The sequence below is a fragment of the Bradyrhizobium diazoefficiens genome, assembly GCF_016612535.1.
GTDB lineage: Bacteria > Pseudomonadota > Alphaproteobacteria > Rhizobiales > Xanthobacteraceae > Bradyrhizobium > Bradyrhizobium diazoefficiens_C.
Genome location: NZ_JAENXS010000002.1, coordinates 2,718,482 through 2,730,746, shown reverse-complemented (window position 1 = coordinate 2,730,746; position 12,265 = coordinate 2,718,482). Strand labels below are relative to the sequence as shown.

Here is a 12,265-nt window from a genome sequence, read left to right as displayed (position 1 = left end):
CGGCTGCGCGACGGGTTACTACACCCTCGCCCCGCCTTCTCCGTATATGGTGCTGCCGGTCGACGAATCGATGTCATGCAGTGCGGTTTCCGCATCGTTCCGGTATTCAGTGAGGCGCGCAGCACGTCTCGAATATTGGCTCGCTGCCGGTCAGCTCGCGGGCTATGATTCGGAACGCTTTCCCCTCGATGCGCCTAAGCAACTGGTCGATGAACGAAGACGCTTAGATGCGTTGACTGACCTTCAGCGCAATAAGGGTTGCACGGTTGTTGAACCCGGTCCTGCTGTTGCGGCAGAGCGCGAACGCCTAGAGGATTCGGCACGTGCGGCTCGCCCACCGATCGTACTGAACTCGAAGGGCTAAACCTTGTGTTAGATTCTCACACAGGGCGGCAGCCGTCGCTGTTGCGGCGGCGGTAAGATTGAAGTGCCAAGGCGCCATTCCCGTATCACATAGGGTTGCCCGGTTCCGCCGTCGAAATCGATCAACGCTTCGCGGACTAGTCTGGATCCATCACCTGACGTGACATCCACGCGTACGGTGACGTTGCCTGACGCCAAGATCCGGCGAGGTTGGGCGGGCGGAGAGTTCAGCCCAAGCACCTCAACGAGGGCGGGAGAGGCCGCTTCGCCCGCAGGTGCGGTACGGCCGGATGAGATGGTAATGAAAGGCACTGCCTTCCGAAACAGCCTGAGCGACATTCCGGCCATCTGATCCAGTTCCATAATGCTGGTGAAGCCGAGCCGAGGACCCTGCTTGCCGCTCGTGACGGACGCTGATGGGCTACCCGCCTCTCCGGCAGACCTTGGAGTGGTGCTCCTAGCTCTTAGGATTTCTCCGGCTATTCTCTCGCCGACGGCCTTGTCATTGGCGAGCGCAGCGAATAACCGTTCCAGAATGGGTTTGGACGCAGTGTTCAGATCGACCTTGCCGATCTCCTCCTCCACTGTGACGAAGGCCCGCTCGCCGCCGGGCATCCGGCATTGCAATGGAAACTTTGTCTTTCCCTCCGGGATCAATGTTGCCGCAATCGCCAAATTGATTGCGCTCTCGGCCGCCGCTGAGGCTCTGGCGATCGAAGTATCCGCGCTCGCGATCCTGCTGCGATATTTCGCGCCGACGACCAGCGTTCCCCCCAGCAGGAGAATCAATCCCAGGCCCCAAATGACGGTCACCAGGGCAAAGCCGCGCTGGTGGCCACTCAGCGCCGATCCAAGGCGGGGCTTGCGGGGGATGTCGTTCATTTCCAGCGGTTTGCCATGCTTTGCAGATCGGGTCCTGCCAAATTAGACGCAAATGGCAAACGATCCGTCAAACAGCATGTGTTAACCAAACGGTTCTAGGATTTCCCAGTATATCTCACACGTCAGGTCCACGAGCACGAGATGCCATCCAGTGTTCAGGAATTGCTTCGGCATCTGCCCGAGGAACGCGGGGCGGGGCCGCCCCCGCAGGACCCGAACTTCGCGGAGGCGTTTACCGGTCACCTCGTCGCCGAAGGAATTCTCGACAGGGGCGCGGTGGCGCGAGCAAGGCGAGCGGCGGAGGCGGCTTCCGAACGTATCGACGCCGTTCTGGTGAAACTCGGCTTGGTGTCCGAGGTCGACCTATGCAGCGCTTATGCATCCTATTGCGCGCTGCCCGTAGTTGGGCCCGGTGACATTCCGGCGCGGCCGATCCTGGCCGAACAACTAGGGTTGACGTTTCTCAAGACGAGCCGCTCCCTTCCCTTGGCGCTCGGCAGAGGGTCCTTGTTGCTGGCTGTGGTGGATCCATTCGACGACGAGGCGCGTCGTTCCATTTCCTACATGTTGGGCATTCGCGTTGACCTCGCGGTGATTGCTCCTGCCGACATCGAACGCGCCTTCCGAAACGTCTACCAGGACCAGGAGTCTGCATCTCAGGCTGACGACGAACAGGTAACTGCAATCGGCGGTAATGAAGGAAATGAGCCGGACGTTGAACGGCTGCGCGATATCGCGAATGAAGCGCCAATTATACGATTAGTGAACCAAATCATATCGCGCGCTGTCGAGCGGGGAGCTTCGGACGTTCACGTCGAGCCTGGGCGCGACGAAGTTGCAGTTCGCATCCGTCTAGATGGCTTCCTGCGGCCCGAGCGATCCGTGCCGGCAACACTTCGAGCTGCTTTGACGACGCGTATCAAGATCATGGCTAAGCTCGATATTGCGGAGCGTCGATTGCCGCAGGATGGCCGGATAAAAACGGCGGTTCGAGGAAGCGAGGTCGATATTCGTGTATCGACGATACCGACCGCGTTCGGAGAGAGCCTCGTATTGCGAATTCTCGACCGCACTCGCGTCGAACTCGAGTTCGAGAAGCTCGGCTTGGATAAGACGACGGAAGAGAATCTTCATCGTCTGATGGCGCTTCCAAATGGCCTTCTCCTGGTGACGGGGCCGACCGGCAGCGGCAAAACAACGACCCTGTACACGGCACTGAAACACCTCAATCGTCCGGAGCTAAAGGTCTTCACAGTTGAAGATCCTATCGAGTACCAGCTTGCCGGCATCAATCAAATTCACGTTCAGCCACAGATCGGACTGGATTTTCCTTCTGCCCTACGCGCAATCCTTCGCCAGGACCCCGACGTTATCATGGTTGGCGAGATCCGGGATATCGAGACCGCGCGTATCGCCGTTCAGGCGGCCCTGACTGGTCACCTCGTGTTTTCCACCCTACATACCAACGGAGCCCTCGCAGCGATTACGCGCCTCATAGACATTGGACTGGAGCGTTATCTGCTCGCTTCTACAGTGTCGGGAGTGATGGCACAGCGCTTGGTGCGCCGCTTGTGTCGACATTGCTCGCGCCGGTACGTCGATTTCGGCGGTATCCCGGCCAGGCTGACCCTCGCTGCCTCTGATGGCATGGTGGTGGATTGGTCCGATAGCCGCGAGGCGGTCGGATGCGAAGCCTGTGGCGGCATCGGCTACAGTGGCCGGACGACCGTCTCTGAGTTGCTTGTCGTCAACGACGATGTACGGCAGGCGATCGGTCGAAGAAGCGGCGATCAGCTTACGCTCGAAAACCTGGCGAGGACCGCGGGATTCGTGAGCCTCTACGAGAACGGACTGATGAAGGTCGCCGCCGGAGAAACAACCTTGGATGAAGTGCTTCGCGTTACCCGGACGACATGAAGGAGTACTGCGATGGCGACGTATCGATATCGAGCTTATACGGCCCAAGGAGTCGTTACGGCTGGGACAATTGCGGCTGAGGGAATCAATGCGGCCATCGACGCCCTTTATGCTTCCGGGCTGACTCCATTCGAGACTTTGCTGTCTGAGGCTGGTGATGGGGCGCGACCGTCGGTATCCCAGCAAGGCCGGCCGGTCTGGCGCCGGAAATTCGGGCGATCGAACAAGTTCGGCCTGAGCGAGTTGACGGCCTTCACCGTTGAAATGGCGGCGCTGGTCAATTCGGGATTGCCGCTCGATGTATCGTTTCGGGTGTTGGCCGGGCCAGGTACATCGCCAAAGCGCGCCCTCTTGGCCAGGGATTTGCTGCGGGAGATCCTGGGCGGTGCTCAGCTGTCTGAGGCCATGCGGCACCGTCCGACGATCTTCCCGCAGGATTACTTGGCGATCGTGGCCGCAGGGGAGGCCAGCGGACAGACCGGCGAAGTACTGGGGCAGATTGGCGACATGCTCACGAAACGCTTGGAGATTCGCAACAAGATCAGATCTTCGTTGATCTATCCCGTTATCCTCCTTTTCATGTCACTCGCCTCAGTCGCGGTGATCGTCTTTGTGCTCATCCCCAACCTGTCGCCGATCTTTGCAGATGCCGGTTTGCCGCTGCCGGGAATTCTCGGTGTCCTCGCCAGCATTCCGGACTACTGGCTGCCATTGACGGTGTACCTCTTGGGAGGAGCGGCAGTCTGCACAATGCTCTGGTACAGGATCACAAAAAGCCCGAGTTTGGCTTTGAAACTTGATCGCATAAAGTCCAGCGTTCCCGTTCTCGGTCGACTGCTTCGGATGCGGGAGGCCGGCCTCTTTGCCCGCTCGCTTGGGACGTTACTTGATGCGCGAGTGCCGCTCATGTCTGCGCTGCAGACGGCGAGGTCGCTGATCGTCAATCGCTACATGAACGCAGGTTATGCCGATGCGATCAGTCGGGTGCCAGAAGGCGCGTCACTAAACCAAGCGTTCGCCGGCACAGATCTTCTGCCACCGGCAGCGCTGCAGCTCATTGCGGTGGGAGAGCAGTCCGGGCAACTCGCGCGCATGCTGATCCGGATTGCGGCCACTCTCGACGGTGAACTGCAGCGTCATCTTGAGCAAATGGTCAATCTACTGACTCCAGTTCTTACCCTTGTCATTGGCGGCGCCGTGGGCGCGCTCATCATGCAGGTGATGAGTGCCGTCCTGTCAATCAATAATCTGGCGATCCAATGAAGCTTCGGTCAAGCTCGTCGGCAGGGTTCACGTTGATTGAGCTCCTCGTGGTTCTTGGAATCATGGGGCTCATCCTCGCGTCGGCGGTATTGGCGCGACCGAAGAATGCCGTGGCTCGCGTCGAAAGGACGGCTCGCTCCATGGCTGCCACTTTCCAGCTCGCTCGGTCTCGAGCGATGGCCGCCAATACGGACGTCGTCGTTGCGATAGATCCGGTGAATGGGGAGTTCGGCTACAGGAATGCGATGCATAAATTGCCGAAAGGGATGAGCATGGCAGTGACGATTGCGGAAACCGAACGCCTCGGCGACACGGGCGCGCTTCGCTTCTTTCCGGACGGTCAGTCCAGCGGTGCAGACATTCTGCTTAGCTATCAGGGTCATACCAGGCGGATTGCTGTGAACTGGTTTACTGGCGAGCCGGTCCTAGGTCGATGATGGGCCGATCTGTTGACGCTCGGATCGGTCCGGTGAGGAGCAGCGGCCGCGACGGATTTGCGTTGATCGAGATCGTCATTGCCTTTGCAATTCTCGCGCTGGGGATAGGAACAATATTGGTCGGGATCGCTGTCGCCTTGCGTTCCGACACGCAGGCCGGCAATAGCCGAGTGATGAATCGTATTGCGCAGTCGCGTCTGGAAGCGGCCGGGATCGTGTCCAAGCTCGTGATAGGCCACAAACAGGGCCGCGTCGGCCCGTTCATCTGGCGAGAGACTGTGACGCCCGCGACATTCGAAGGCGCACAAAAGAAAGGCAAGGCGGCTAGGGAAGCTGATAGTACCATTATTCCCGTTTGGGTCGAAATCAGGGTCAGTTCACCTGACGGACACGAGGAGAGGCTATCTGCTCTGAAGCTTGCACCTCGGATCGCGCCATGATCGGACTCGTCGGGAAGGACAGACCGCGGCGCCCAATGCGCTTTCGCGCGGCCGAGCAAGGACTGACCTTGGTCGAGCTCCTCGTATCGATGGCGATTCTTGCTCTTCTTGCCGGCTGTATCGTCGGGGGACTGTCGATGGGGCGCCGTGCATTCGATGCCGATCAAGCCAATGGCAATGACGCAAGGGCGGACGCGGCAATCCAGAGCCTGCTGAATCTGGTGGCTTCGGCGCTCCCTTATCCTATCGACGACAAGAATTCCGCTGTATTCGAAGGTAGTGAAGAGAAGATCCGCTTTGTCGTGCTGAGCGAAGGGCGAGCGCTTCGCGGCGGTGCTTACGGCGTGGATCTACGGCACGTTGGAGGTGAGCTTGTGCTTACGATTGCCCGCCGCCCGCAAGGACCGAAACAGAGCAAGCCGCCGATTTCGACGGTGGTGGTTCTTCGCGGCGTTCGCGCCGTTCACTTCGAGTATTTCGGTGCGTCGGGGCAGGCGGTCTGGCAGACTGAGTGGCATTCGCAAGCCTTGCCGAATTTGGTCTCCATCCTGGTCGACTTTGAAGATGGGCGAAGAAGTGGCCCCCGAGCCGTGATCGCACTTCGGCAAGGCTGAACACCCGGCAAGTCGGAACCGTTCGTTACTCTTCGTAAAGATTTAGTAAATATGCTTGTTGCGCTGATCTGGGCTCCTACGAGGAACATTACGCACGATGGTCGGTGTTTCGGAAATCCGTCCTTTTGATCGGGAGACGCTCTCGCTCGGATGGCGTCAGTTTACGCATTGGTGGATGGCCGAATTACGGGAGGCAGTCCCGCCCAGCTGGCGGCCTTTGCTCGACCGTAGGGCTCGGCCGACATGCTTTGTCTCGGGTACTAACGATGCCGTCACCTGCGAATTGGTCCAGGACGGACGGACGGTCCAGCAGCAGTTCCCCGCGGCTGCTTTTGGCGGCCCCGCGCTGCTCGAATGGCTCGACCAGGTCGGCCTCCGACGAGATCAAGTTCTGTTCGGTGTTGTTCTCGCTGAAGATCTGTTCTTGCGGCGAGATCTGAACATTCCCAGCGAGGCTCTCGCTTCGCTACCACAAATACTTGATCAGGAAGTTGTCCGCCGAACGCCCTTTCGGCTCACGGACGTCTGGCACGCAGCCCGCCCGGTCGCCAATGCGTCTCGCGACGGGGCTGTCCCGCACTGCCACTGGATCATCGCGCGAGAGCGGGCGACAGCGGCGGTCGCTCCCATGGCCATTGCGATGGACGAGATCGATTTCCTGGCTGTCAGGACTGGTGCTGACCACCTCGTTTCTGTGGTTCAGATCCGACCTGATGCGGCTGCGGGCATGCCGGAGGCTTCTCGGGCCATCAAGTCTCTTTGGCTGACCCTGCTCGCGGCCGCGGCTTTGGGCCTTATGATCTTCGAGTGGTACCAAGCGGGTGTGGCAGCTGAGCTAGAAGCCGAACTCCTGGAAGCCAAAGCCAGCGTGCACGAAGGAAAGAGCCAGTCCAGCCAACGGATCCGGCTTTACGCGCTGAAGGCCGATAGTGGCTTCTTGGCCGTCTGGGATGAACTATCCCGCATTCTGCCAGACGATACGTTCCTGATCGAGCTCAGAACCAACCAGGGCCAGATTACCATATCCGGCTACTCGTCGCACGCCGCGCATCTTGTCAGAATTCTTGATCAGTCGCCGATGTTTGCGGGCGCGACCCTGATCGCTGCCATCGTTCCTGATGCAAATGAGGGTAAGGATCGATTTAGCCTCAAGTTTCGCTTGCGCAACAGCCTACTGGCACGGCCGGTCGATCCCGTATGGAAAGCAGACCAATGATGGAGTGGTTTGGCAAGCAGCTGCGTAGCAGGGGGTTCTTGGCCTTAAACGCGGTCGGTCTAGTGCTCTTTGTTCTCCTGTTCGTCGGGCCGGTGCTCTCGCATTTCTTGAATAGAAGCGATGAAATCGAGCAGAACGCGGCGCAGTTGGCGTATCTCCGGCGCATCGTCCGCGAAGCACAGGAGATGGAGCAGCATGGCCTGAAGAGCATTCAACCCTTTATGGCAGGTGATGAGGAGCGCGTCATCAGTGCCGATCTGCAAGCGGGCCTGCAAACGATGGCGACCGCCAAGGGCGCACATGTGCTCGGGCTTCGCGGATTGCAGGGCGGTCGTGTTGCACAATCGAGAACGGTTGCAGTTGGATTGCAATTGGAGGGACCGCTCGGGATCGTGCGGGACGTAATAGCCGAGATAGAAGATCAGTCTCCATTTCTATTCATCACTGACGCTTCTCTAAGACCAGCGACCGACGGCGATGGAAGTATGCTTCGGGCGGAGTTCAAAGTCGAAGGGATAATGCAGGATCTTCGTGGCAGGTCGCCCGGGGCGAAGGAGGATCAACGCGCTGCCGACTTCGCCGGAACGAGGACGAGATGATGATCAGGGGAATCTCGCGAAGCAGTCGCTCCCAGCTAGCGATGATCTGGTCGCGGAGCTTTCCGCGAGCCCGGAGCCTTGCCGCGTTCATCGAGGCGATCCTGCCATCGCGAGAAGCGTTTGCGGAACTCCCACCTGCGTCGCGCTATCTCATGACCGGATTGCGAATGTCGATCGCCCTGACCGGGATCGCAACCGTTGCCGCGATGCTAGCGGTGAAAGTGTCGGTGATGGCACCGTCAGCCTCGTTGGGGGCCGGCGCCTCCACCATTCCGACTGGCGAAGCACATCAGAAGAAGCTCTACGATCATGTCACCGCGCGTCCTGTCTTCGCGCGGATGCGGCAGACACCGATTGGGGTTGCAGACACGTCGGCGGATGCTGCGCCTCTCACCGGTAGCCCGCCCGTTGCAGCACTCGATTCGAACATCGTTCTCAGAGGAGTGCTGATCAGCGGATCGCTGCAGAAAGCATTCATCACTTCAGCGCAAAATCCGGTTGGCCGTTGGATTCAGGTCAATGGTGAAATCGATGGCTGGCGACTTACTGAAGTCAAGCCCGAACAGGTCACACTCGAAGGACAAGGCCAGACGCTTGCGCTGAAGCGGAGCGTGGCAGGAAAGTGAACCGCGCCTTACCCAAGATCGCCAGGCGCATTGGCCGTTTCCTTGCGGATGGGCTGACATTCCGTCGAGCACGGCGGCAGGACGCTCTCGTCGCATGGTCTCTGGTGGGCGGTTCGATTTGGCTCGGTGCGAGTCTAGCTTCGGGGGCGGTTGAACCGGAAGCACTGTGTTCCGGACTTTATTTGCTTGCGATCTTGATGGCGGTCTGTGCGATCGACGCGCGTTTCGGGATCATTCCGGACAGCGTCAACCTGGCTCTCGCCGCCGGCGGAGTGGCGGATTATGCGTTCGTGCATGGCGCCGCAGTGTATATCGGTGTCTTCGAAGCGGCTGCCGTCTTTGTTGCAGTTGCCGCATTTCGAAGCACCTTCCGCCTGTTGCGCGGATACGACGGGTTTGGGTTTGGTGACGTGAAATTCATCAGTGCCGCGAGCCTTTGGATTGGTTTCGCAGCCTTACCTGAAGCAGTTCTGATTGCGGTTGGGTCGGCGCTTGCGGCCATCCTGCTCTTCAATGCCGAACGATACGAGGTGGGCGGACGGCCGGCCATTCCGTTTGGCCCACATCTCGCGGCCGGCATCTGGCTGACCTGGAATTTCGACAAGCTTTGGAGCTTCGGAAGCGTCTAGCCGCGCTCATTCTTCCAATTTACGTTTGGATGACCAGTTACAATTAACCAGCGGCACCAACTCTGCTGTATGGCGGCAAGCCGGCGAGGTAGAACGAGCGATCTCCCTTGGCCCAAGCGCTGTCTATTGGACAGGATTTTCACCATGCGATTGGCTTCCTCGCTAGCGATTGTCGCGGCTGGCCTGTTCTGCTCCTTCCCCGCAAGGGCGCAGCTGCCGCTCTACTATGGCCCGGGCGCTGTTGCAGTCGGTTCGGCGTTCCGCCATCCTTGGCCCGCTGCTGCCGTGCACGATGCATTCACGGCCAATCCTTTGGATGATGGATATGACTACCCGTTCGGATACGGCGAATATGCGATTTACGGCCGATGGGCCATTGGCTGGACGTGCTATGACTTACGAAGGCCGGCGCGGGCCAGCCTTGGTGTACGATGGCGCACAATCCGCCGATGCGATTGAGCTATCAGGCGAACGCTTACTTTGCTGTACGTCGGCCGGCTTCGGTCATTCGGACGAGCTTTGCCTGGGTCCGATCAATCGCTTCCCGCAACCTCAGGACTTCGGCGTAGCGCGCTTCTAAAGACTTTCGCGTGGATTGACGGCAGCAACGAGCAGAATTCTGTCGCCGAAGTTTCACCTCTAGTTCTCCTGAAAATTTGTATTGGTCAACAAGGATCGTGGAAATCGAGAGCTAGCCTAAGTGCTCTCGATGAAGTTTACAATTCAGTTGCGCTCGGGTGAGGGAAAATGCCGATATGGAACTCTTGTTCCCTTATTGAAACCCGCCTTACGCGTTCACTTGCGGTCGCCAAGCGCGGGGGTACGGCGGAGCTTGTCAATTCGTTCGGGAGCTAATCTTCGGCCGGCGGGCGGCTGCTGCCTCTGTGGACATAGCTTTCTGTGTCTTGCGATTGAGAGCTATGAGTTCGGCCTTTGCGACCCTTTCGCGGAGCGAAATCACCTCCGCGATCAGAGCCTGCAGCGAACTGTTATGCTGCGTGAGACCGCTTGGCTTTCTCTTCGGCCGTTTCTTTGCCGCTGCCATTTGAAAACATCCTTTTTACGTGCGGCCGGGTATGGGTCTAATTCCATAAAGAGACGCGTGCGACCACGCTCGTTTCCGCGTTGCTGTTCATGGCAATGTCGGAAGACTCGGGTGGTCGGCGCTGGGCCGCGTATTATCATCGGGGAACTTATTGAAGGGCCCGCCAACTACAACACAAACGTGCGGTTAAGCTTGACATCGACATTGAGGTTAACTGCCGCGCGTTGCATCTATTTGAAGAGGATGTGCGAGGGCGCGACTGTACTCTGGCACAACTGCGACCAAGATATCGCGGATTGAGCAAGGTCGCGAAGGCGACGATCCTGTTTGGCAACACGCAGCACGAGGGTCGCGCCAGCGCCGTCGTGAGGATGATCGAGCGCGTATCAACGTTGAAAGCCACATCCAGAGGACAGCACTCTCGGCTAGAGCTTGAATAGGACTACCGGCCCTAAACAAACGTTTGGAAGCCGAGCCTTGAATGGGATTTTAGCTGATAGAGTTACGCGAAATTGACTCCGATTTTTCGTCTGCTTGAGGACGTCAAGTCTTTGGAGACAACTTCGCATCAGGATCGGTCCGAAATGAACAGCAGACAAATTCCGGAGGTGGGACCGTGTTGGAGATCGTGTGGAGTGGGCAGGCGCTGACTGGAAGGGCGGCGATCAGGCGGGGCCGCGCAGATGCGGGATACACCCTGCTCGAACTCTTGGTGGTTATGGGGGTCATCGCCATCCTCACGGCCGTCGCGACGCCGCAGTTGATGGGCTATTTCGGAAAGGCGAAAGTTCAGTCTGCTCAATTGCAGATCGAGAATATCAACACCGCCCTCGAAATGTACTACATGGAAAATGGCACATATCCGAGCGTTAGCGTCGGCTTGAGGGCATTGGTCGAGGCACCTCCGGAAGCGCCCCGTTGGAATGGTCCGTATTTGAAGAATGCCAAGACCCTGCTGGACCCTTGGGGGCGGCCGTATCAATACGCGGTCACTGACCAAGGCGAGTACAATGTCTATTCGTTGGGGCCGAGTGGGAAAAACGTAAAGAAGGCAAGTTCGGACGCACGCTCCACGCGGGCATCATGGGCCAACGGGTCAGGCTAATATTTGCGGCCCCCGATAGGGAAGACTTCGCATTGACTTCGTGCTCGGCGCCTAGAAAAGAAGCCTCTGCGCGCCGCTGCTTCAGGTCCGGAGTTCTTTCGGTGCGGATTGGCTGATCGCCTCCGGTTTCAATACAGCTTGGGCTTCGACGATCTCCTGCCGCAGCCTCATGACCTGAGCGTAAGCAACATCTAGACTTTCCCGTGTGAAGTCGGGAGAGGGCCCAAGACTCGTCTTGACTGGCTTTGAGCACTGCATGGATCTGTCCTCGCCGTCTATGATAGTTGGTGCCGAGAAAGCTTCCCCAGGTTCGCTCACAGTCGAGTGAATGCAATTGTATAGCTTCCTGCAATGAATGTGCCGGGCTTTTCGTGGCCCTGCCTCTGGCGGGGAGATCGCGTAGTGGCCGCTGATATCTTTCGGAGGTGTGGTTTTACCGCTCTCGATCGGGGCCGCTCAAAACGCCAGGAGGCAGAAAGGCCGCGATTTGCGGTGCAGGAACGAAATATTTCGCAATGTCCCTGCTCTTCCTGCCGGTAAGCCCTTCCCGTTGAACTTCAGAGATCTTACGGCTCATGACCCCGACCAAGCAGTGACGCCGGAGATCGAACACCCCTGCGCCGGAATTCCCGGTTTGAGCGACGTCCGCAATGGCCGTGCTGAAGCGGCGCGCCGAGTTGGGGATCATCCGCGGAGGAAAAATGCGCGAATGTTCGATTTTCCCCGGGACGAGTGTCACGACGTCTTCCCCTGGCGCCGGAACGGCCCCGCACAACCGCATTCTGCGCAGGGACAATCGCATCGGCAGGAAAACTTCATCGACAGAAAGAAGGCTAAGATCCGTCCCCTCGAACGTGCCTTCCTTGACCATCGTAGTTGGGTATTCCCGACCTTCGATCACGACGCGCGGCTTCGTCAACCGTGCTTCGCCCGCAACGTGTGCGGCAGTCAAGAAATAACCTCCGCCAAGATAGATGCCGTAGCCCGGCCAATCCTGCTTCGGCGTGCGGTAGATGTTGATCGCAAACGGAGGAAGCGTATCTTCCGCCATTTGCGCCGTTGCAGAGCCATAGCCCGCTGTAAGGCTTAATAGGACTGCAAAGAGCTCTGTTATCCTGGACGACCGCAT

At 58.6% G+C, this 12,265-nt stretch carries 12 protein-coding genes; 10 read left to right on the top strand and 2 right to left on the bottom strand.

The genetic code is table 11. From position 1 onward, the window contains the following. Positions 1-372: 372 nt before the first annotated feature. Positions 373-1,245 carry a type II secretion system protein GspK gene (locus tag JJE66_RS29610; protein ID WP_200517987.1) on the bottom strand — a complete coding sequence of 291 codons (873 nt, stop codon included), beginning with the start codon at positions 1,243-1,245 and terminating at the stop codon, positions 373-375. 141 nt (positions 1,246-1,386) lie between these two features. Between JJE66_RS29610 and JJE66_RS29605 the strand changes: the two genes are divergently transcribed. The 10 genes from JJE66_RS29605 to gspG all read left to right on the top strand — a co-directional run bounded on the left by JJE66_RS29605 (position 1,387) and on the right by gspG (position 11,136). Continuing rightward, positions 1,387-3,162 carry a GspE/PulE family protein gene (locus JJE66_RS29605; protein ID WP_200517983.1) on the top strand — a complete coding sequence of 592 codons (1,776 nt, stop codon included), beginning with the start codon at positions 1,387-1,389 and terminating at the stop codon, positions 3,160-3,162. 12 nt (positions 3,163-3,174) lie between these two features. Then, positions 3,175-4,425 carry a type II secretion system F family protein gene (locus JJE66_RS29600; RefSeq protein WP_200517979.1) on the top strand — a complete coding sequence of 417 codons (1,251 nt, stop codon included), beginning with the start codon at positions 3,175-3,177 and terminating at the stop codon, positions 4,423-4,425. Beyond that, the gene (locus tag JJE66_RS29595) at positions 4,422-4,862 is read left to right on the top strand and encodes a GspH/FimT family pseudopilin (protein ID WP_200518918.1); all 441 of its coding nucleotides are present in this window, start codon (positions 4,422-4,424) and stop codon (positions 4,860-4,862) included. The genes JJE66_RS29600 and JJE66_RS29595 overlap by 4 nt, the downstream gene beginning before the upstream one ends. Before the next feature lie 62 nt (positions 4,863-4,924). Then, the gene (locus tag JJE66_RS29590) at positions 4,925-5,302 is read left to right on the top strand and encodes a hypothetical protein (protein ID WP_200517975.1); all 378 of its coding nucleotides are present in this window, start codon (positions 4,925-4,927) and stop codon (positions 5,300-5,302) included. Continuing rightward, positions 5,299-5,916: a type II secretion system protein GspJ gene (locus JJE66_RS29585; protein ID WP_200517974.1), complete on the top strand. Its 618-nt coding sequence runs from the start codon at positions 5,299-5,301 to the stop codon at positions 5,914-5,916. Before JJE66_RS29590 ends, JJE66_RS29585 begins: the two co-directional genes overlap by 4 nt. A 97-nt stretch (positions 5,917-6,013) precedes the next feature. Next, complete coding sequence (locus tag JJE66_RS29580) at positions 6,014-7,132, top strand: PilN domain-containing protein (protein WP_200517973.1); 1,119 nt, start codon at positions 6,014-6,016, stop codon at positions 7,130-7,132. After that, positions 7,129-7,731, top strand: coding sequence for a type II secretion system protein GspM (gene gspM / locus JJE66_RS29575; protein ID WP_200517972.1), 603 nt, complete (start codon positions 7,129-7,131; stop codon positions 7,729-7,731). The genes JJE66_RS29580 and gspM overlap by 4 nt, the downstream gene beginning before the upstream one ends. 167 nt (positions 7,732-7,898) lie before the next feature. After that, complete coding sequence (locus JJE66_RS29570; protein WP_200517971.1) at positions 7,899-8,357, top strand: hypothetical protein; 459 nt, start codon at positions 7,899-7,901, stop codon at positions 8,355-8,357. After that, the gene (locus JJE66_RS29565; RefSeq protein ID WP_200517970.1) at positions 8,354-8,986 is read left to right on the top strand and encodes an A24 family peptidase; all 633 of its coding nucleotides are present in this window, start codon (positions 8,354-8,356) and stop codon (positions 8,984-8,986) included. The genes JJE66_RS29570 and JJE66_RS29565 overlap by 4 nt, the downstream gene beginning before the upstream one ends. A 1,661-nt stretch (positions 8,987-10,647) precedes the next feature. Continuing rightward, positions 10,648-11,136 carry a type II secretion system major pseudopilin GspG gene (gene gspG / locus JJE66_RS29560; protein ID WP_200517969.1) on the top strand — a complete coding sequence of 163 codons (489 nt, stop codon included), beginning with the start codon at positions 10,648-10,650 and terminating at the stop codon, positions 11,134-11,136. A 433-nt stretch (positions 11,137-11,569) separates the two neighbouring features. Here gspG and JJE66_RS29555 read toward each other — a convergent pair whose 3' ends face one another. Beyond that, positions 11,570-12,187, bottom strand: coding sequence for a serine protease (locus tag JJE66_RS29555; RefSeq protein WP_200517967.1), 618 nt, complete (start codon positions 12,185-12,187; stop codon positions 11,570-11,572). Positions 12,188-12,265 lie beyond the last annotated feature (78 nt).